Raw genomic sequence first — 19,456 nt, 5'->3', positions numbered from 1 at the left:
GCCTTAAGAGCGCAATTCATATAAAAAAGATGTATAAAAATATTGCTACACGGCCTAACGTCTTGACTATTTTTCTCAACGACATTGGACTGCTGTGGCAGCATTTGACCAATAATTAATGTAAACATCAAAACAACTAATTTTTTAAATTAACCCTTAAAATTCGACTCAATTCCTATATTTTACTGTATAGGAAGTTTTTACTATTTTTATTATGTTATTAAAGCTGCAACCATAAAAAAGCGAGTTTTAAAAACTCGCTTTTGGTCACACTATATCGGTCTTAGACCCCCACATTTTAGGGTCTGTATTGCCTAAACTTGGATTATCAATTGCGCTCCGACATTGTGCTTTATCACGCTCATAATCGCTCTGTTTCTGTGCAACACTCGAAGAACCATCTAAGGTCTCACGTGCCCACACTTCTAAACTGGTCAAGGCTTTACGACACAGGGCGTATTTCCCCTCAGTCACCGAGTCTGTCATTTTGACATTAATACGCCAGTCTGTACTGAGTTTACGTGCAGGATGACGGACTTTAGCTTCAATCTGATCCAGTTGCTTGTTATAGACCAAGCCATCTACTTCATTGATAAACACCCAAGCACGCTGGGCATATTCCGTAGCGTCATTGGTAATTTTTGGCGCAGCCTTAATTTCTACTTTTTGTTCAGGAGCTTGTTCTGACTGCCCACAAGCTTGCAAAAGTAAACTGCTTACAATGATTGCAGTCAGCCCTAAAGTACGTAATTCGAGCTTCAACATGGTTAAACGCCTCAACAAACAATTGGGCACTATGCTAGTGAATTCAGTTACAATACACAATCAATTTTGACCTATTGATAAAGTCTTCTTCAAGGTGTGTTGTGTCCGAACTTAATCCCACTCCTGCACAAGCTGCTGGCTTTTGGCAAGGGGCTAAGGATAGCCAAGCGATTATCTTTACCTATCTGCCTGTTTCTTTTGCCTTTGGTGTATCTGCAACCCAGTTTGGCTTTAATGCATGGGAGGCTTTATTTTTATCCTGCTCAATGTATGCAGGGGCCAGTCAGTTTTTAGTGGTTGCCCTATTGGGTAGTGGAACATCTATTTGGATGACTGCCCTCACTGTGATTGCCTTAGATATTCGTCACTTACTCTATGGCCCTGCACTACAAAACTTAATTCAAGATAAACTGAACTTAAAGAAAACCGCTATTTGGTCATGGGGGCTAACCGACGAAGTCTTTGCCTCAGGTATGATTAAACTGTCACAACGCCGTCAAGAGTGGTCTGAGTCTTGGATGCTCGGTTTAAGTCTGTTTAGTTGGCTCGCATGGGCTACAGGTTCTTTTCTAGGTGGAATGTTTGCAGACCAAGTCAGTCATTTACCCCAGTTTTTACAAGCCGCTCTAGACTTTCTATTACCTGCACTGTTCTTAAGTTTCTTATTGGCGGCATTTGAAAAGAAACACACTTTTGTGGTGGCTGTGACTATTCTTGTATCTGCCATTGCCTGCTATTTTATTGACTTATCTGCTGCGATTTTTATTGGTATCAGTTCAGGTATATTTGCAGGTTTGTTTAAACACTATGTACTGAAAAAACCAGACCCTGAACATATGGGAGATCAAGCATGAATATTGAAATTATCTTGGTCGGCATTGTAGTGGGTATTGCAAATTTTGCTTCACGCTTTGGCCCATTCTTCGTCATTCAAAAGTTCCAACAAGGTTCACAAAAGCGCGGTGCTTTATGGTTAAAGATTGCATTGGGTTCGATTGGTATTGCGGCGATTAGTTCAATGCTTGTGGTTGCAACTTTGCCACCACTATTAGATACACCCAATAAAAGCTTTGCCATGTTAGTCGGCTTCGTCGTATTAGCCGGACTTTATTTCAAGTTTAAGCAAATTGTCCCCGCTACACTCACCGCAGCACTGAGCTATGGTTTGGTTTATACCTATATTCCTATGCCTTTTTAACCCATATTTTGCATCCATCAAAACCTGATGTGCTATTTGAAGCGCTCAGCTATGCAAGTCATTTCCAGCTTGATTGGAAAATTTTGTTTAGCAACATTTTGCATGAAAATTTTGACTTTGGAATACACCGCTTTATAAAAAAAATTGTTGGACAATATCATTAATTTATGTGAATGAACCCTGAACACTTTTAAGAGTTCTGCTATGCTAAAAGCCCATAAAATCAAGCATGGATGATTTACATGAGCGTTACTATTGGTACTCCACTTCAGCCTTCAGCATTTAAAGTTCTGCTATTAGGTTCTGGAGAGCTTGGGAAAGAAGTTGTGATTTCTTTACAACGTTTAGGTGTAGAAGTTCATGCTGCTGACCGTTACGATCATGCTCCTGCAATGCAAGTGGCACACTATGCCTATACCTTAAATATGGCAGATGCGACTGCGCTTAAACAACTCATTCAGGACGTTAAGCCGAATTTAATTATCCCTGAAATTGAAGCCATTGCGACACAAGTATTGGTTGAAATCGAACAAGAAAATATTGCCACAGTCATCCCCTCTGCAAAAGCGGTCAATTTAACCATGAACCGTGAAGGCATCCGTCGTTTAGCTGCGGAAGAACTGGGCTTACCGACATCGGCTTACCGTTTTGCAGATACTTTAGAATCTTTCCGTGCTGCATGTGATGACATTGGTTATCCAAACTTTGTTAAACCAGTCATGTCCTCTTCTGGTAAAGGTCAATCCCGCGTAAAAGAATTCTCAGAAGTAGATGCTGCGTGGGAATATGCTCAAACAGGTGGTCGTGTAAATCAAGGGACTGTCATTGTAGAATCTCAAATTGATTTTGATTTTGAAATTACGCTATTAACAGTACGTTCAAAAAACCCAGAAACAGGTGAAATTGAAACTTCGTACTGCGACCCAATTGGTCACCGCCAAGACGCGGGCGACTATGTGGAAAGCTGGCAGCCTCAAGCCATGTCGCCAGTGGCCCTCGACGAAGCAAAGCGTATTGCCAATAAAGTCACCATCGCATTGGGTGGCTGTGGTATTTTCGGTGTAGAACTCTTTGTCAAAGGCGATAAAGTGTGGTTTAGTGAAGTATCACCACGCCCACATGACACAGGTCTTGTGACGCTTGCCTCTCAGTTCCAAAGTGAATTTGAACTACATGCACGTGCGATTTTGGGTCTGCCTGTCAATACAGCACGTCATAGCGTTGCTGCGAGTGCCGTGATCTATGCAGGCGTAGATGATAATAACTTATCTTTTTCTGGCTTAAATCTTGCTTTGGCAAACCCAAATACTGATTTGCGCATTTTTGGAAAACCAGAAGGCTTTACACGTCGCCGTATGGGCGTTGCGACAGCACGTGCTGAAACAACTGACCAAGCGCGTGAACTAGCAGTACAAGCTGCTGGACTGGTTAGCGTTCATCAAAATTAAGCGTTGTTAAAATATACGGATACGGTTCATGATCAATACTTCTCCACTGCTTAACTATGTCAGCAGCAATCACGACATCAAAGCGATTAATCAATGGCGTAGTGATGTCGAAAATCAATTACAAGAAAGTTTTGATCATGGCCAATCCATCCGCGATGTCATTTTAACGCGTTCAAATATGACCGATGAAGCGCTTATTTTCCTATGGAAATATGCAAAACTCGATCAGACAGACTTAAGTTTATTTGCTGTCGGTGGTTACGGTCGCCGAGAGATGCTACCTTACTCAGATGTAGACATCATGATTTTGTCTGAGGATGAGTTTAGCGAAGAACAAGAAAAGCTCATTTCTGTCTTTATTTCCTCACTTTGGGATGTCGGCAATTTCAAGCCCGGCATTAGTGTACGTACCATTGCCAACTGTGTTGAACAAGCAACCTCCGACTTAACTGTTGCTACTGCCCTCATTGAGTCCCGTTTAATTACAGGCAATGAACACTTAGCCAAATGGCCACGACGCATTGTTTCACAAACATGGACAGACAAAACCTTCTATGATGCAAAAATGGAAGAACAGGCCAAACGCTATGCACAGCATAACTTTACGGAAAGTAATCTAGAACCCGATATTAAAAATGCGCCGGGTGGCATTCGGGACATTAACCAAGTTGGTTGGATTGCTAAACGGCATTTCCGCGTCAACCGTATTTATGACTTGGTGCATTTAGGCTTCATTTCGGAGTTTGAGTTAGGTGTATTAGAAGAAGCCGAAAGCTTCCTCTGGGAAATTCGTCATCACCTACACCGCCTCACTAAACGTGATGAAAACCGTTTACTGTTCGACTATCAACGTGACATTGCCGCAAAGTTTGGCTATGTGCGTGAAGAAGGTAAATCACCGAATTACCCAATTGAACAATTCATGAAACGTTATTATCGAAGCGCTCAACAAGTCACCACGCTGAATGAAATGCTGTTGGCTTATTTCAATGAATCTGTGATTACCCCACGCCTACCGAACTATGAGCGTAACATTGAAGAAATCAATGAAAATTTTAAACTGGTTGACGGCAAACTAGCAGTTCAAAACCATAAGATTTTCTCTGAAAACCCAAGTGCTATTTTAGAAATTTTCTATATATTGGCTAATCGACCTGAAATTACAGGCATTCGCGCGCGTACGCTACGGCTGTTAATTTTGGCGGCTAAACGCATTGACCAAAAATACAGAGATAATCCAGCGCATCAAGCCCTGTTTATGGCCATCATTCGCTCGCCGCATCGCTTATACGAAACCATGGTGGCAATGAAACGTTATGGCGTTTTAGGCAACTATATTCCTGCGTTTGGGCAGATTATGGGGTTGATGCAGTATGACTTGTTCCATATCTATACCGTTGATGCACATACTTTATTATTACTGCGCAACTTAAACCGTTTCAAAGAGCCTGAGTTTGCCAAAGACTTCCCTGTCGTCAGTTCGGTGTTCCAACGTCTAGCACGTCGGGACATTGTCTATTTGGCTGCCATTTTCCATGATATTGCTAAAGGCCGTGGCGGAGACCATAGTGAGCTAGGTGCAACCGATGCGATCGAATTCTGTCGTAGTCATGGTTTTACCGAACGTGAATGCAATCTCGTAGCATGGCTCATCCAAAACCATTTACTCATGTCTGTCACTTCTCAAAAGAAAGACATTTCTGACCCCGATGTGGTTAAAGCTTTTGCTGAGAAAATGGGCGACATGGAACATCTCGATTATCTATATACGTTGACAGTTTCGGATATCAATGCAACCAATCCTTCACTTTGGAATACGTGGCGCGCATCTCTCATGCGTCAGCTCTATACCCATGCACGTGACGTGATTCGCTCAGGTTTAGGCCGTCCTGTGGACTATCAAATGCTCATCGAGGACACTAAGTTTTCTGCCAGCGAACAACTGGTCGAAGAGTTTGCACTAGATGATGTCGAAAAAGTCTGGCAAGAACTGGGGGATGAGTATTTCCTCAAAGAATCTGCTGATGAAATTGCTTGGCACACACGTGCTATTTTACAGCACGGTGACAACCCTGAACCGCTGGTTTTGATGCGTGCACAGCGTAAATTTGCTCAAGATGCGGTACAAATCTTTATTTATACCCAAGATCAGCCCAATCTGTTTGCAACAACGGTTGCTATTCTCGATCGTATGAATTTGGACGTACAAGATGCGCGTATTATTACCGCGACCAAAGCATTTAGCTTAGACACTTATGTCGTTCTTGACCGTTTTGGTACGCTGCTAACCGACCCTGAACGTGAAGCCAAAGTGCTGTCAGCGTTAAAAGATGCCTTAGCCAATTCAGATAAATATCCAGGGCTCATGCAACGTCGCATTCCACGTCAGCTACGCCATTTCGACATAGAAAACACCGTTGATATTACGCTGAATGAAGCACTGCAACAAAACATGGTTGAAATTGCAACACTTGACCATCCTGGTTTACTTGCCAAAGTGGGCGGGCTGTTTATGATGCAAGGTCTAGATATTCACTCTGCTAAAATTGCCACCCTAGGTGAGCGTGCCGAAGATATTTTCTTTGTCACCAAAAAAGATGGTCAACCCATGACCGAAACTGAAGCTGAAACTTTTGCTGCACAACTAAAATCAGCCTTAGATGAAGCCTCTAGTCAGGTCTGTGGTCAACATTAACAATACACACTGGTATTTTGTTTCATGAACTCGAGTTTATCCCTTTTACATCCTTATCCTTTTGAAAAGTTGAATAAACTATTTCAGGATATTACTCCCGCAGACTTACCCCTCATTCCACTCTCGATTGGTGAGCCTAAGCATCCTGCACCCGAGTTTGTGAAACAAGCCATTATCGATAATTTTCAGCATTTATCGACCTACCCAAACAGTAAAGGTGTACCCGAGTTACGCACCAGTATTGCAAACTGGCTAACCCGTCGTTTTCGGCTCAATCAGATTAGTGCAGAAAACAATATATTGCCTGTTTCTGGCACTCGTGAAGCAATCTTTTCTTTTGTTCAAGCATTAGTGAATCGTGAAAACGCGCCTTATGTGGTTATGCCTAATCCGTTCTACCAAATTTATGAAGGTGCCGCTTTACTTGCTGGGGCAAAACCGTATTTTGTAAATTGCACCGAAGAAAATGGTTATCTCGGTGACTTTGATGCTGTGCCTGCTGAAGTCTGGGAGAAAACAGCTCTGTTATTTGTCTGTACACCGGGCAATCCAACTGGTGCGGTGTTATCAAAAGAACAATTCAAAAAATTAATCGCACTTTCAGACCAATATGGTTTTGTCATTGCATCGGATGAATGCTATTCAGAGCTTTGGTTTGATACTGCACCTGTGGGCCTACTCGAAGTTTGTGCTGAAATAGGTCGAGACGACTACAAAAACTGTGTCGTATTCCACTCATTGTCTAAACGCTCAAACTTACCGGGTATGCGTTCTGGCTTTGTCGCTGGTGATACAGCTTTACTCAAGCCTTATTTACAATACCGTACCTACCATGGTGCAGCGATGCCTGTACAGCACCAACTGGCTTCGATAGCGGCATGGGATGACGAAGCGCATGTTGAAGAAAATCGTGTGCAATATCGTGCAAAATTTGATTTATTTCAAAAGGAATTGGGCCATGTACTGCCCTTACAAAAACCAGATGCGGGCTTTTACTACTGGTTGAAAGTAGATAATGACGAAACTTTTGCAAAAATGCTCATGGAAAAAGCACATGTCAAAGTGCTTCCTGGACGTTATTTGTCACGCGATACTGAGCAAGGTAACCCAGGCGAAAACCATGTACGTCTTGCGCTAGTTGCAGATCTTGCACAGTGTGAACAAGTCATTGCTCGCCTTAAAGCAATTTTATAAATAAGCTCATCTAAAAAGAAAACCTCCCATAACGGAGGTTTTCTTTTAATCAATTCTAAAAAATAAGAGGCCTAATCTATGTCCCTTATTTTTAATCATCCAGATACCATGAGCATGATTGCAAACCCAAGAAAACAAGTCCCTGACATCTTATAAAGCCAATTGAGGCGCTGAGTTAAAAAATGATTCCAGCACTTCCAACTCAATAACTTAAGCACCAACAGATTCCATATCAGAACCACAGTCACCATCCAGAGACTCATTAAAAGCAAAGTATAAAAATCAAATTTTGCATAAACCAGCAATATCAAACTACTATAGAACATCATATTTTTAGGATTCAGCAAACTTGACTGTAAACCTTGAGTAAAACATAGAATTCTATTTTGATGAGGCGTGGAGTCATGCGCTTGAACTTCAACATTTTCATGATGCTTATAGCGGAAACACTGCATAGACAAATACAACAAATACGCAACACCTAATCCTTGTAGCAACATCAGAACAAAAGCATGAATATGCCCAAGCCACCCCAGTAAAGTAAAAATCAGCGCTAGAATAAAAGCATTCCCAGCCACTATACCGAAAACTGTATATCGAGCCCTTCTTTGACCACTGTTTAATGCCGTCATCAGAATCAGGAAAAAATCAGGGCCAGGAGAAAGCAAAGCCACAAAATGCGTCACAGCAATAACAATAAAAAACTCCATCACTTATCTCTCTTTAAAAGTGAGACAAGCCTAACGATGGATGAAGATCAACTCTTGGATAAAATTGCGCGATGTTGCTTTTGATAGAGCTTAGGCGTAGTGCCCGTTAAATTTTTAAAAACACGATGAAAATGACTTTGGTCACTAAAGCCCAGCGTATAACTCAGTTGCGCTATATCCATACCTTGTTTTAAAAAGGTACGTGCATCATTAATTTTATAATTCAATTGATAAGCGTGCGGCGTCATACCTAAAGACGATTTAAATAGCCGAATAATGGCATACCGACTCAACTGGACTTCTTGCGACATTTGCTCTAATGATAAAAACACATCAGCATCCTGAATCATCGATAAAAGCTGCTTAAACTCTTGCTGTGCATAGTGTTGAGGAGCAAGAAATTCTAGCTGAATATATGGAAATAAAAGCTCAGTAAGTGTTGTGATTAAGCTTTGTTCTTTTTCCCAATAAGACAGTGCAGTATCAAATAATTGACTGTTAAGACAACTGAAGTCATGATACATCTTAGGCTGTTTATACAGCACGGGTTTGAACTGCGGTATGTCTTGATAAGCATCTTTATGTGCAGTTTCTTGTAATAACTGATTCAACCAATGTGCATCTAAATGCATCATTTGGTAGCTCCAAGCCTGATCTGGAACAGGATTACACGCATGTTCTACATGTGCAGGAACCAATACCAAAGTACGAGCGTCTATTTGTTGCGTTCCACCGAAGTGGCTAGTGAAAATACTGTTGCCTTGATCCACTGCTCCAATTGAAAATGTCGGATGACTATGAGCTTTATAACAAGCACGACTTGCACATGCCCGACGTGTTTCCACATAAGGCATGCGCGGATCACTCCAAAATTCAACTGAAGCGCCTTGCTCTTTCATCACTGACAACACATCAACAGATTATTGTTGTAATGCTTTTTCAATATCTGCCTGAATCGCTTCAGGCTTGGTGGTTGGCGCATAACGATTAATTACTTTGCCATCTTTACCAATCAAAAATTTGGTAAAATTCCACTTAATGCCGCTGCCGAGAATCCCTTTGCTGTTATTGGTTAAATAACGGAATATGGCGTGGGCTTCAGGGCCTTTAACATCGACTTTGGAAAACATGGGAAAAGTCACCCCATAGTTTTTCTGACAATACGTTCCTATTTGTTCGTTGCTACCCGGATCTTGCCCCCCAAACTGATTACAAGGAAAGCCCAACACCTCAAACCCTTGTGCATGATATTGCTCATAAATTTTTTCTAGTCCAGCAAATTGTGGTGTAAAACCACATTTACTGGCCGTATTGACGATGAGCAGCACTTCGCCCTCATAGTCAGCAAAGGATTTATTTTTTCCATCTAACAATTCCGCTTCAAACTGATAAATGTTGGTCATGGATAAGTATCCTCATCACTTTTTTCTTGTGTTTCTAGTTCTAATGAAGCCGAGTTTACACAGTAACGTAAACCTGTAGGCTCAGGTCCATCTGTAAAAACATGGCCTAAATGAGCATCACAGTGATGACATACAATTTCTGTACGCACCATGCCATGTGTTGTATCTTGATGCTCTTCTATCACAGTCGTATTGAGTGGCTTATAAAAACTTGGCCAGCCGCAACCACTGTCATATTTATTTTCAGAATTAAATAATGGCGTACCACAGCAACGGCATACATAAGTGCCGGCTTGTTTAGTATTCCAATATTTCCCCGTAAAGGCTGGTTCCGTCCCCTTTTGTCGCGTAATGCGAAATTCGTCAGGTGATAACTCTCTTTGCCATTCTCGGTCTGTTTTATTGAGTTTTCCCATGATTACGTCCCTTTCTATCTTGCTATTTAAAATAGGATAATCCTATATTTACGTGATTCAACTTAAAATTTCTAGTGTTTAGTTCACAATTTACAAAAGACCTATAATTCCAATAAAAGCAAAAAGAAAGCAATTAATAAAAACGGTAAGCAATTTATTTTCTTAAATGCTTTTTTGTGAGCAAATTTAATGTTAGTCTTATTGACATTCTTGCTCAGGATTAAAAAATGTCGCAAAAAAAGAGCGTTATTTTTAAACATCTACTACCTGTGATTAAACAATATCAACAGGTGGGTTTTACGCATGAAAAAATTGTTGCTTTACTCAGAGATGAACATGATCTCGATCTAGTGACAACTGAAACATTTAAAAGCTATTTATACCGTTATGCAAAAGTGACCTCCACTCTTTCCGAGAACATCAAAATGCCGAACACTCTCCAAACCCCACGCGAAATAAAAAAATCGTCTAAGCTCGAGCATGTATGCTACGACATCCGTGGACCAGTGTTACGAGCGGCCAATGAAATGGAAGAAGCCGGCCATAAGATTATCAAACTCAATATTGGTAACCCTGCACCGTTTGGTTTTGAGGCTCCTCAAGAGATTATTAATGATGTAGCTTTAAACCTGCCAAATGCAGTGGGCTATACCGACTCAAAAGGGATTTTCCCTGCGCGTAAAGCCATCTGTCAGTACTACCAACAAAAAGGCATTTTAGATATGCACGTTAATGACGTGTATATCGGAAATGGTGTCTCTGAATTAATCGTGATGGCCATGCAAGGCTTGTTAGATGATGGTGACGAGATGCTCGTGCCGATGCCTGACTATCCCCTTTGGACGGCTGCGGTAAATCTTTCAGGCGGTACAGCTATTCATTATAAATGTGATGAAGAAAACTTTTGGTATCCCGACATTGCTGATATGGAGAGTAAAATCACACCACGTACCCGCGGTATCGTGATTATCAATCCAAACAACCCAACAGGTGCAGTTTATCCACGTCATGTACTTGAGCAAATTGTCGCATTGGCTAAAAAGCATGATTTGATTTTGTTTGCAGATGAAATTTACGACAAAATCGTTTATGACGGTATTGAGCATGTTTCTGTCGCAGCATTAGCGGGTGACCAACTCTGTATCTCTTTCAATGGCTTATCTAAAGCATACCGTATTGCGGGTTACCGTTCAGGCTGGATGGCCATCACAGGCGATAAGTCTCGTGCAGTCGACTATATTGAAGGTTTAGATATGCTCGCTTCTATGCGTTTGTGTGCCAACCACCAAGCACAGTATGCCATTCAAACTGCTTTAGGCGGCTACCAGTCAATCAATGATTTAATTCGTCCAGGCGGTCGTTTATACGAACAGCGTAATATTGCTTGGCAAATGTTGAATGATATTCCGGGTGTATCTTGTGTTAAGCCTGAAGGTGCAATGTATTGCTTCCCGAAATTGGACCCAGAAATCTATCCCGTTCAGGATGATGAAAAACTGATGCTTGATCTACTTCGTGCGGAAAAAGTACTTCTGGTTCAAGGCACAGGCTTTAACTGGCCAACACCAGATCACTTCCGTGTGGTGTTCTTACCTGCTGAAAATGAACTACGTGAAGCCATTACCCGAGTAGGTCGTTTCCTTGCGAAAATGCGTTAATTGATCACTTAAAAAAAGCCGTACTTTATGTACGGTTTTTTTATTTACAAAACTGTAATACTTCACTTTTTAAGTTTGGCATAAGTTTAAATTAAGCAGCCACATTGCTGTGATTCCATGTACATGATGGGGAGTCGCTTATGGGGACAATTGCGGTAACATCTTGGAAATACAACGCTTCCACACGCTATTTAAAAATTTTCTATGCCGATGGTTCAGGCGAGCTGTACCACCCTGTGCCTGAATTTATTTATAACAACTTAGTTCGATGTAATAATAAAACAGCCTTTGTTCATAAATATTTAGAATATGATTTGCACTTTACGCGCTTAAGTATTCATTAATTTTTGAAGCTCAAACAATCAGGATTTATCCTGATTGTTTTTCATGATCGCACGTCACCACCAACAAGCCCGCACCAATCGCCAGTGTAGACAAACTAAACTGTTCGTCCTGCTGAATAAGCGCGATAAAGTCCGTGACTTGATCTGCATGCGATAGAACATTATCAACCACCAAAACGCCACGCTTAGCACATATCAATCGTTTCAAATCTGGCCAATAGTCGATATAAGCATCACGCTCTGCATCCAGCAATATAAAATCAAAGATGGCTTGCGACTGCTTCAAATATTTAGCTGCATCACCGACCCAAAACTCAACGCCATTGGATAAATTGAAATCCGCAAGATGACTAGCGGCTTGTTGACTTCTGTCAGCATCAATTTCCAAAGTGGTTAATCGAGCATTCACTTGCTGTGCTGCATAAGCTAACCATAAGGTTGAGTAACCTGTGGATGTACCTATTTCTAATATCTGCTCAGGCTGCTGAATATGAACCAGTTGCGCCAAAAATTGTGCAGACTCAGGCTCAATATTGCGAAAGCGTGCAATACGATCTGTTTGCTCACTATCATGTTCTTGAAAGCGATGATATAAGGCCGATACTTTACTCAAAAATTCTGCATGCATCATCAAATTCCCCTTTGTAGTTCTTTGCTATTTTTTTTTATACTTCTTGAATCAGTTTAAAGCGCTCAACTTCACGATCATCTTCTAGCATTACCGTTTCAGTAAACATGACAAGTGGACGTACCCAAATCGAATAATCACCATATAAACACTGATAAACCACCAGTTTTTCTTCGGTTTCACTATGCGTCGCCACATGTAAAACTTGATACAGTTGCCCTTTATAATGCTGATAGATACCACGCTGTAGTTGCATCACTTGCTTCCCTATTTTTTAACTGTCTCGATCATACCTAATTTATACGGCTTAAACTGCAAATCACTTGAAGAATCATTTAAATCCCCCATATAGCTTTATGAAATGATTGAAGAAAATATCTTAAAATCTATAAAACCGATTACTAGAATAAAAACAAACTGTTTTATCTGTTTTTAGGTTTACTCTATGATTCTTCTATCAAATAAATTTATAGACTGCTTTGGAGAGCTTAACAATGTTAGATCAAAATACTTCAGCTCAATTAAAAACACTTCTTGAACGCCTTGAAGCTCCGATTGAATTGGTTGCGACTTTGAATGGTTCTGAGAAATCAGACAAAATTAAAGAATTGGTTGAAGAGGTTGCAGCACTGTCCCCACTGGTGACTGCACGTTTTGATGGTCAAAACTCACGTGCACCTAGCTTTGGTGTGGCAAAAGCCGGTGAAGAGCCTCGTGTGTTCTTTGCGGGTTTACCGATGGGACATGAGTTCACCTCTTTGATTTTGGCATTGTTACAAACCTCAGGTTATGCACCTAAAGTATCGGATGAAGTTTTAGCTTCAATCAAAGGTTTGGGCATCCAGTCTGACTTTGACGTATTTGTCTCTTTAAGCTGTCATAACTGCCCAGACGTCGTACAAGCGTTGAACCTGATTGCTATTTACAATCCGGGTACGACAGCCACCATGATTGATGGGGCATTCTTCCAAGACGAAGTTGAAGAACGCAAAATCATGGCTGTACCAATGGTGTTCCAAGACAATAACCATATCGGTCAAGGCCGTATGACCTTGGAAGAGATTGTTGCCAAACTGGATACCAATTCCGCTGCCAAAGAAGCTGAAAAACTCAATGCCAAAGATGCTTTTGATGTTTTAGTGATTGGTGGTGGTCCTGCGGGAAATACCTCAGCCATTTATGCTGCGCGTAAAGGCATTAAAACCGGGATTGTGGCTGAACGTATGGGTGGTCAAGTCATGGATACCATGGACATTGAAAACTATACCTCGATTCAAAAGACCCAAGGGCCGAAGTTTGCTGCTGAAATGGAAGCACATGTACGTGAGTATGGTGTGGACATTATGAACTTACAACGTGTTTCTCACATCAAAGGTGCAGATGAGACCGCGAATGGCTTAGTTGAAGTCACCTTAGAAAATGGTGCGAAGCTTGAATCTAAAACGGTAATTCTTTCAACAGGTGCACGTTGGAGAGAAATGAATGTGCCAGGCGAAGCAGAATATCGTACTCGTGGTGTTGCCTACTGCCCACACTGTGATGGTCCACTGTTTAAAGGCAAACGTGTTGCAGTAATTGGTGGGGGTAACTCAGGTGTCGAAGCTGCGATTGATCTTGCGGGGATTGTTGAACATGTGAATTTGGTTGAGTTTGATAGCAAATTACGTGCTGACCAAGTGTTGCAAGACAAATTGCATAGCTTACCTAATACCACAGAGATCCTAAATGCACTCTCGACTGAAGTTGTGGGTGATGGTCAGCAAGTGACAGCATTGAAATATAAAGACCGTGCAACTGATGTAGAACATACGGTAGAGCTTGCAGGAATCTTTGTACAAATTGGTTTATTACCAAACACCGATTTCTTAAAAGAAACAACGGTTGAGCTTTCAAACCGTGGTGAGATTGTGATTAACGATCGCAACGAAACCAATGTCAAAGGTGTATTTGCCGCAGGTGACTGTACGACAGTACCTTACAAGCAAATCATCATTGCCACAGGTGAAGGTGCAAAAGCAGCTCTGTCTGCTTTTGATTATATTATTCGTTCTGGGCTGTAACCTCGCCTATAGTTAAAACATTTGAGGGCCTATAACTCCTTGTCAATTATAGGCCTTTTATCACGCTGTTTTTTATAAAAAATTACATTTTTTTAACAATAATGCAGTCTGTTTTACATTCAAAGTAGATTATATTTTGCCCAACCCCTACTTTTGGGTATAAAACGAAAAGGATATGAAAATGAATAAATTACTTATTGCTTTAGGTCTTGCTGCTGCTGTTGTTTTAGTGGGTTGTTCAAAAGAAAAAGCACCTGAAACAGGTGCAACGACAGGTGAACACCTTGAAAATGCTGCTGAACAAGCAGGTCATGATATTAATAGCGCGACGAGTGAAGCCGTATCTGACACTCAAAAAGCTGCAGATAAAGCATCTGCAAAAATTGGCGCTGCCGCTGACGAAGCTGCTGCGAAAACAGAAGCTGCTGCTGAAGATGTTAAAAATGCCTCTAAAGAAGCAACAGCTCATGTTGCTGGTGCAGTAGAACAAGGCGCTGCTGATGTAAAAGAAAAAGCGCAATAATATTTCTAAGCTTAAAAAAGCCTCCCACTCGGAGGCTTTTTTATGGGCTGTGTTATAGTAGATGAAACATGCATTATTAAATAAATCATAACTTTAAAATTTGAGGATGATCTATCGTCATGTCCTATTCTCACCATGTTGAACCTCATTTAATTCATCGTACTGGTTGGCTACGTGCAGCGGTCTTGGGTGCCAATGACGGCATCATTTCAGTGACCAGTTTGATTATGGGGATGGCAGCCAGTGGCGCAACCAGCCATACCTTACTCATCACGTGTATTGCAGGGCTTATTTCAGGTGCGAGCTCTATGGCTGCGGGTGAGTATATTTCGGTGAAGTCACAATCAGATATTGAAGAAGCCGACTTAAAACATGAAGCCAGAGAACTGGATAAAAACCCGCACTTAGAACTCAAAGAACTGACTCAAATTTATATACAACGTGGACTAGAGCCTGAACTGGCGCATGAAGTCGCAGTGCAACTCAGCGCACATGATGCACTGTCTGCACATGCCCGTGATGAAATAGGCATCCATGAAAATACCAGTGCCAAGCCACTTGAAGCTGCGGGTTCTTCTGCCCTCGCCTTTTCACTAGGTGCTCTGTTTCCCATGCTGGCCATTCTATTAAGCCCTCAAGGTTATCTGACTCAGTCAGTTGCTCTTACAGGGGTACTATCGTTGTTCGGTTTAGGCGCTTTATCAAGTTACTTTTCTGGGACTTCCATGTGGACAGGTGCATTTCGCGTGACGCTATGGGGGATTTTCGCGATGCTGTTTGCCAGTTGGATTGGTTCCCTATTTAATGTGCATGTTTAACGTTAACAACAGGATAAGCGTTAACAATCTACCTATTTAAATAGTAAAAAGTCCATGGATTGAATGGGCTTTTTACTATTTACAGCATCATTTATCATCAACTTTAAGCTTGCACATTTTTCTCTGAGCCACTACTCAGATGCACTATTACTGATGACTGAAGTTCCATTCTACAGGTGCAACAGCTTATTTTTTAATTAGCATGAATTGCTTAACGTCTGTTCTCCTTCCCATAACAGCCCAAAACATCATAGAAAATGATGAGTCAATGCCTTACTTACATCTCGCTAGATTGTTTTTTCATTCATATAACGCCAGTAGCGTTTAGGAACATATTGCACATGTAGTTTGATATTTGCTCTTGCCTCGATGTTGATACTTTTAAAATAATCTTTCCATAACTGGTCATACAGCAGCTCATCATCATCTAATTCAACACTAAAGGACTGACTGCGTCCGACTTTGTGTGCAAGATCAATTTGATCCACATCCATTTCCACCTGATGGACGGCTGTCAAATCATAATAAAGTCCGAAATTCCTTTTTTCATCATAAATCAACCATCTTTGATCTTGATATCGGTTTCTAAAATGCCGTTCTATCAGCGGTAAAACATTAAAATCCGGCTGTACCAGACTTAAAAACAATCCATCCTGACATTTTTTAAAGCGGACAAAAGCTTCCATACGATGCTTTTCCCTGCCCACTTGTTTGGCCCACTGCGAAACAGCCAATACATCCGCATGCGCATAGTTACGATCTACCGCATGTGTATTTTTAAATACATAGCTACAGAAATTAAAAAGATGTTGATGTACCTGTTCCTGCTCAGACAGAAAGCAATAATAAAAAGATCGTAGACTCTCAGCCGTAATTTTTTGCTTTAACCCGCGCCAAACTCGCTCTGCGTGTTCGTCATTTGAAGCAACCTCAATACACTCATCAAACAAGCTGGCTTGGGAATTGTTAGATGAAAGCTTGACGTCAAAATCTTTAAACTGAAAGCTTCTATATACACAACTCAGTAGTCCAGTCATGGTTCGATCAAAGCGATATATCGACATACTAAAAACCGAAGCCCAGTTGAGGCGAAAGCTGTTTTTGATATTTGGATTGCCCCGATTGCAAAATGTGCTGCCGAATCTGGTTCGCTTGTTGTTCTTTTTTAAACTTTGGCGTATCTGCACAGCGAATAAAATACTGTGCCCGATTGTAAGCAATGCCCATATGCTTTAGTTGATCGATATGAATCTGCCCAAAACGACGAGCTTGCACAATTTTTTTAGCCGATTGAACACCTATACCCGGGACACGTAAAATCATACGATAATCTGCATGTTGAATATCAACAGGAAAATGCTCAGGGTTACGTAATGCCCAACTTAGCTTCGGGTCGATGTCCAAATCTAAATTCGGATGCTGATCATTCACGATTTCCTGCGCATCAAAACCATAGAAACGCATGAGCCAATCCGACTGGTACAGCCGATTTTCTCTTAATAATGGCGGAGCAGAACCCACAACAGGAAGCATTTTTTCCTGTTCATTGATTGGGATATAGCCTGAAAAATACACCCGTTTGAGCTGATACACTTTGTAATGATGATCTGCCATTAAAATAATATCTTTGTCTGTTTCTTGATGTGCGCCCACCACCATCTGAGTGGTTTGTCCCGCTGGTACAAACTTCGGTACATGCTGAATCACACGCCGCTCATCCGTCAACTGAATTAAGCGATCGCGTACAATGCCTAAGTCCTTTTGTACTTCTGCATGTGATTTCTCAGGTGCAAACTGTTTTAAACCAACTTCCGTTGGCATTTCCAAGTTAATACTCATGCGGTCTACATATAAGCCCGCCTCGGTAATAATTTCTTGGGAGGCACCTGGTATCGTTTTTAGGTGAATATAACCATTAAAATTTTCTTCAAGGCGTAACTTTTTCACCACTTGTAGCATTCGCTCCATAGTGAAATCAGCTGATTTAAAAATACCTGAACTGAGAAATAAACCTTCAATATAATTGCGGCGGTAAAAGTTGATGGTTAAATCCACCACTTCTTGTACAGTAAAAGCGGCTCGCTTGACATCGTTAGAGCGTCTAGAAACACAGTAGGAACAATCAAAAATACAGACATTTGAAAATAGAATTTTAAGTAATGAAACACAACGACCATCTTCTGTATAACTATGACAGATACCGTTCCCTGTATTTCCCAAACCTTGTTTTTTGTTTTTACGATTGCTACCACTGGACGAACAGGACACGTCATATTTAGCTGCATCAGCTAGAATCTGTAGCTTTTCACGGATACGATCGGTCATGACGATCCTCGGTAAAATCTAAAATAAAAGTATAAAAAATTTCAGACTAAAAGCATTGCCAATACACATACCCAACGACATGGCTTGTCGCTAAAAACCGAAAAATAAACGTGATTGATTTAGATATTTTTCGAGAAAATACTGAATATTATTTGCCAATTTTGCAGTGCTTGGGCAAAGTGTCTATATGTTAAAGGAGCAAGTACATGTCTTTATTATTAGAACGTCTTGAAATTAAACATCCTATCTTCCTTGCACCGATGGCTGGTGTTTCTACACCAGAGCTTGCGGCGGAGGTTTCAAATCAAGGCGGGCTAGGCTCACTTGGATTAGGTGCAAACACCGCAGAAACCGCACGTAGCCAAATTTTAAAAACCCAAGCACTGACCGAACAACCTTTTCAAGTTAATTTTTTCTGTCATCAAAGTGTCGAACTTGATCCAGCTATCGCACAAACATGGATTGATTTTGTAAGACCTAATTTTGAACAATACGATGCAGAACCACCCACGCAACTGCACTGTATTTATCCTAGCTTTTTGGACAATGATGACTTTTTAAATGTCGTACTTGAAACTCGCCCTAAAGCCGTCAGTTTTCACTTCGGTGTTCCGCATCCGCACCAAATACAGGCGCTAAAAGACGCTGGCATTTTAACCATGGTTTCTGCAACCAACTTAGCGGAAGCACGGGCCATTGAAGCAGCAGGGATTGATTTTATTATTGCTCAAGGCATAGAAGCAGGTGGACACCGCGGGATTTTTAATGAACATTTTGATAGTGCAATACGTACGATCGACCTCGTACAACTTCTGACGCAGCACTGTCGGTGCCCTATTATTGCTGCGGGTGGCATTATGAATGGTACACAGGCTCAGCAGATGTTAAGCCTCGGCGCGAGTGCGGTACAGTTGGGAACAGCTTTCGTACAATGCAAAACGTCGAATGCCAATGATGCCTACCGTCATGCACTTTTCCATGAGCACATCACACAAATAAGTGCCAGTATTTCAGGTCGCCCAGCTCGCGGCTTACTGGGTCACTGGCATACCCAGATTGATCTACCGAACCGCCCTGCTGTTGCTGCATATCCCTACTGTTATGATCTTGGAAAACAATTACATGCCGCAGCAAGTAAACAAGGCGATCAAGGCTTTGGTGCATTTTGGGCAGGTACGAATGTTTCGCAAATTCGTGCCATGGAAGCACCTGACTTAATTAACCAATTGTTGGTTGAAATGCAACAAGTCAGTTATTAAGTCTCATTATTC

Annotated in this window: 20 protein-coding genes; 11 read left to right on the top strand and 9 right to left on the bottom strand. The window is 41.3% G+C overall.

Annotation, left to right across the window (positions count from 1 at the left end; all coding sequences use genetic code 11):
* Positions 1 to 267 precede the first annotated feature (267 nt).
* Positions 268 to 765, bottom strand: a complete 498-nt coding sequence (locus tag AC4MC0_RS07140) for a hypothetical protein (protein ID WP_491887421.1) — start codon at positions 763 to 765, stop codon at positions 268 to 270.
* Positions 766 to 866: 101 nt separating this feature from the next.
* On the opposite strand from AC4MC0_RS07140, the gene AC4MC0_RS07135 reads away from it, so the two are divergent.
* From AC4MC0_RS07135 to dapC, 5 genes are all read left to right on the top strand, one after another.
* A complete protein-coding gene (locus tag AC4MC0_RS07135) occupies positions 867 to 1,619 on the top strand; it encodes an AzlC family ABC transporter permease (RefSeq protein WP_004980104.1) in 753 nt (250 codons plus the stop codon).
* The gene (ygaH, locus tag AC4MC0_RS07130) at positions 1,616 to 1,963 is read left to right on the top strand and encodes an L-valine transporter subunit YgaH (RefSeq protein ID WP_005399608.1); all 348 of its coding nucleotides are present in this window, start codon (positions 1,616 to 1,618) and stop codon (positions 1,961 to 1,963) included. The genes AC4MC0_RS07135 and ygaH overlap by 4 nt, the downstream gene beginning before the upstream one ends.
* Before the next feature lie 233 nt (positions 1,964 to 2,196).
* Positions 2,197 to 3,411, top strand: a complete 1,215-nt coding sequence (purT, locus tag AC4MC0_RS07125; RefSeq protein WP_491887420.1) for a formate-dependent phosphoribosylglycinamide formyltransferase — start codon at positions 2,197 to 2,199, stop codon at positions 3,409 to 3,411.
* 28 nt (positions 3,412 to 3,439) lie between these two features.
* On the top strand, positions 3,440 to 6,106 hold the full coding sequence (gene glnD / locus AC4MC0_RS07120; protein ID WP_491887419.1) for a [protein-PII] uridylyltransferase: 2,667 nt from the start codon (positions 3,440 to 3,442) through the stop codon (positions 6,104 to 6,106).
* Between the two features lie 24 nt (positions 6,107 to 6,130).
* Positions 6,131 to 7,300 carry a succinyldiaminopimelate transaminase gene (gene dapC / locus AC4MC0_RS07115; protein WP_335999916.1) on the top strand — a complete coding sequence of 390 codons (1,170 nt, stop codon included), beginning with the start codon at positions 6,131 to 6,133 and terminating at the stop codon, positions 7,298 to 7,300.
* Positions 7,301 to 7,395: 95 nt separating this feature from the next.
* Here the strand turns inward: dapC and AC4MC0_RS07110 are convergent, their stop codons facing one another.
* The 4 genes from AC4MC0_RS07110 to msrB are packed head-to-tail and all read right to left on the bottom strand — an operon-like array spanning position 7,396 to position 9,829.
* A complete protein-coding gene (locus tag AC4MC0_RS07110; RefSeq protein WP_491887511.1) occupies positions 7,396 to 8,010 on the bottom strand; it encodes a LysE family translocator in 615 nt (204 codons plus the stop codon).
* Between the two features lie 47 nt (positions 8,011 to 8,057).
* Positions 8,058 to 8,909: an AraC family transcriptional regulator gene (locus tag AC4MC0_RS07105; protein WP_491887510.1), complete on the bottom strand. Its 852-nt coding sequence runs from the start codon at positions 8,907 to 8,909 to the stop codon at positions 8,058 to 8,060.
* Between the two features lie 21 nt (positions 8,910 to 8,930).
* Positions 8,931 to 9,413: a glutathione peroxidase gene (locus AC4MC0_RS07100; protein ID WP_004980122.1), complete on the bottom strand. Its 483-nt coding sequence runs from the start codon at positions 9,411 to 9,413 to the stop codon at positions 8,931 to 8,933.
* Complete coding sequence (gene msrB, locus AC4MC0_RS07095; RefSeq protein WP_005399615.1) at positions 9,410 to 9,829, bottom strand: peptide-methionine (R)-S-oxide reductase MsrB; 420 nt, start codon at positions 9,827 to 9,829, stop codon at positions 9,410 to 9,412. The genes AC4MC0_RS07100 and msrB overlap by 4 nt, the downstream gene beginning before the upstream one ends.
* A gap of 227 nt (positions 9,830 to 10,056) precedes the next feature.
* On the opposite strand from msrB, the gene AC4MC0_RS07090 reads away from it, so the two are divergent.
* Together AC4MC0_RS07090 and AC4MC0_RS07085 are read left to right on the top strand one after the other, a co-directional pair.
* Positions 10,057 to 11,487, top strand: a complete 1,431-nt coding sequence (locus AC4MC0_RS07090) for a pyridoxal phosphate-dependent aminotransferase (RefSeq protein ID WP_062032676.1) — start codon at positions 10,057 to 10,059, stop codon at positions 11,485 to 11,487.
* 140 nt (positions 11,488 to 11,627) lie between these two features.
* On the top strand, positions 11,628 to 11,831 hold the full coding sequence (locus AC4MC0_RS07085) for a KTSC domain-containing protein (RefSeq protein WP_004980128.1): 204 nt from the start codon (positions 11,628 to 11,630) through the stop codon (positions 11,829 to 11,831).
* Between the two features lie 25 nt (positions 11,832 to 11,856).
* Here the strand turns inward: AC4MC0_RS07085 and AC4MC0_RS07080 are convergent, their stop codons facing one another.
* Both AC4MC0_RS07080 and AC4MC0_RS07075 read right to left on the bottom strand, forming a co-directional pair.
* On the bottom strand, positions 11,857 to 12,462 hold the full coding sequence (locus AC4MC0_RS07080) for an O-methyltransferase (RefSeq protein ID WP_335999908.1): 606 nt from the start codon (positions 12,460 to 12,462) through the stop codon (positions 11,857 to 11,859).
* A gap of 34 nt (positions 12,463 to 12,496) precedes the next feature.
* Complete coding sequence (locus AC4MC0_RS07075) at positions 12,497 to 12,715, bottom strand: DUF1653 domain-containing protein (protein WP_010326569.1); 219 nt, start codon at positions 12,713 to 12,715, stop codon at positions 12,497 to 12,499.
* Positions 12,716 to 12,953: 238 nt separating this feature from the next.
* Here AC4MC0_RS07075 and ahpF point away from each other — a divergent pair, with 238 nt between their 5' ends.
* The 3 genes from ahpF to AC4MC0_RS07060 all read left to right on the top strand — a co-directional run bounded on the left by ahpF (position 12,954) and on the right by AC4MC0_RS07060 (position 15,860).
* Positions 12,954 to 14,519: an alkyl hydroperoxide reductase subunit F gene (ahpF, locus tag AC4MC0_RS07070; RefSeq protein ID WP_491887418.1), complete on the top strand. Its 1,566-nt coding sequence runs from the start codon at positions 12,954 to 12,956 to the stop codon at positions 14,517 to 14,519.
* 181 nt (positions 14,520 to 14,700) lie between these two features.
* Positions 14,701 to 15,042, top strand: a complete 342-nt coding sequence (locus AC4MC0_RS07065; RefSeq protein ID WP_279745921.1) for a hypothetical protein — start codon at positions 14,701 to 14,703, stop codon at positions 15,040 to 15,042.
* Between the two features lie 119 nt (positions 15,043 to 15,161).
* On the top strand, positions 15,162 to 15,860 hold the full coding sequence (locus tag AC4MC0_RS07060; protein WP_062032668.1) for a VIT1/CCC1 transporter family protein: 699 nt from the start codon (positions 15,162 to 15,164) through the stop codon (positions 15,858 to 15,860).
* Between the two features lie 287 nt (positions 15,861 to 16,147).
* Here AC4MC0_RS07060 and AC4MC0_RS07055 read toward each other — a convergent pair whose 3' ends face one another.
* Together AC4MC0_RS07055 and AC4MC0_RS07050 are read right to left on the bottom strand one after the other, a co-directional pair.
* Complete coding sequence (locus AC4MC0_RS07055; protein WP_114837840.1) at positions 16,148 to 16,924, bottom strand: TIGR03915 family putative DNA repair protein; 777 nt, start codon at positions 16,922 to 16,924, stop codon at positions 16,148 to 16,150.
* A 1-nt stretch (position 16,925) separates the two neighbouring features.
* A complete protein-coding gene (locus AC4MC0_RS07050; RefSeq protein WP_004980147.1) occupies positions 16,926 to 18,185 on the bottom strand; it encodes a putative DNA modification/repair radical SAM protein in 1,260 nt (419 codons plus the stop codon).
* 206 nt (positions 18,186 to 18,391) lie between these two features.
* On the opposite strand from AC4MC0_RS07050, the gene AC4MC0_RS07045 reads away from it, so the two are divergent.
* Positions 18,392 to 19,444, top strand: coding sequence for an NAD(P)H-dependent flavin oxidoreductase (locus AC4MC0_RS07045; RefSeq protein ID WP_279683650.1), 1,053 nt, complete (start codon positions 18,392 to 18,394; stop codon positions 19,442 to 19,444).
* Positions 19,445 to 19,456 lie beyond the last annotated feature (12 nt).

The organism is Acinetobacter sp. CAU_H_S139_7 (genome assembly GCF_058599305.1).
Note: the sequence above shows the minus strand (reverse complement) of the source record. Positions and strands in the feature narration are given on the sequence as shown.

What these genes read in the sequence shown, in the direction of transcription:
- AC4MC0_RS07085 (WP_004980128.1), top strand. Translation starts at nt 11,628, where the DNA reads ATGGGGACAATTGCGGTAACATCTTGGAAATACAACGCTTCCACACGC.
- AC4MC0_RS07090 (WP_062032676.1), top strand. Translation starts at nt 10,057, where the DNA reads ATGTCGCAAAAAAAGAGCGTTATTTTTAAACATCTACTACCTGTGATT.
- glnD (WP_491887419.1), top strand. Translation starts at nt 3,440, where the DNA reads ATGATCAATACTTCTCCACTGCTTAACTATGTCAGCAGCAATCACGAC.
- purT (WP_491887420.1), top strand. Translation starts at nt 2,197, where the DNA reads ATGATTTACATGAGCGTTACTATTGGTACTCCACTTCAGCCTTCAGCA.
- AC4MC0_RS07110 (WP_491887511.1), bottom strand. Translation starts at nt 8,010, where the DNA reads ATGGAGTTTTTTATTGTTATTGCTGTGACGCATTTTGTGGCTTTGCTT.
- AC4MC0_RS07105 (WP_491887510.1), bottom strand. Translation starts at nt 8,909, where the DNA reads ATGAAAGAGCAAGGCGCTTCAGTTGAATTTTGGAGTGATCCGCGCATG.
- ahpF (WP_491887418.1), top strand. Translation starts at nt 12,954, where the DNA reads ATGTTAGATCAAAATACTTCAGCTCAATTAAAAACACTTCTTGAACGC.
- AC4MC0_RS07140 (WP_491887421.1), bottom strand. Translation starts at nt 765, where the DNA reads ATGTTGAAGCTCGAATTACGTACTTTAGGGCTGACTGCAATCATTGTA.
- msrB (WP_005399615.1), bottom strand. Translation starts at nt 9,829, where the DNA reads ATGGGAAAACTCAATAAAACAGACCGAGAATGGCAAAGAGAGTTATCA.
- AC4MC0_RS07075 (WP_010326569.1), bottom strand. Translation starts at nt 12,715, where the DNA reads ATGCAACTACAGCGTGGTATCTATCAGCATTATAAAGGGCAACTGTAT.
- AC4MC0_RS07050 (WP_004980147.1), bottom strand. Translation starts at nt 18,185, where the DNA reads ATGACCGATCGTATCCGTGAAAAGCTACAGATTCTAGCTGATGCAGCT.
- AC4MC0_RS07100 (WP_004980122.1), bottom strand. Translation starts at nt 9,413, where the DNA reads ATGACCAACATTTATCAGTTTGAAGCGGAATTGTTAGATGGAAAAAAT.
- AC4MC0_RS07055 (WP_114837840.1), bottom strand. Translation starts at nt 16,924, where the DNA reads ATGTCGATATATCGCTTTGATCGAACCATGACTGGACTACTGAGTTGT.
- ygaH (WP_005399608.1), top strand. Translation starts at nt 1,616, where the DNA reads ATGAATATTGAAATTATCTTGGTCGGCATTGTAGTGGGTATTGCAAAT.
- dapC (WP_335999916.1), top strand. Translation starts at nt 6,131, where the DNA reads ATGAACTCGAGTTTATCCCTTTTACATCCTTATCCTTTTGAAAAGTTG.
- AC4MC0_RS07060 (WP_062032668.1), top strand. Translation starts at nt 15,162, where the DNA reads ATGTCCTATTCTCACCATGTTGAACCTCATTTAATTCATCGTACTGGT.
- AC4MC0_RS07080 (WP_335999908.1), bottom strand. Translation starts at nt 12,462, where the DNA reads ATGATGCATGCAGAATTTTTGAGTAAAGTATCGGCCTTATATCATCGC.
- AC4MC0_RS07045 (WP_279683650.1), top strand. Translation starts at nt 18,392, where the DNA reads ATGTCTTTATTATTAGAACGTCTTGAAATTAAACATCCTATCTTCCTT.
- AC4MC0_RS07065 (WP_279745921.1), top strand. Translation starts at nt 14,701, where the DNA reads ATGAATAAATTACTTATTGCTTTAGGTCTTGCTGCTGCTGTTGTTTTA.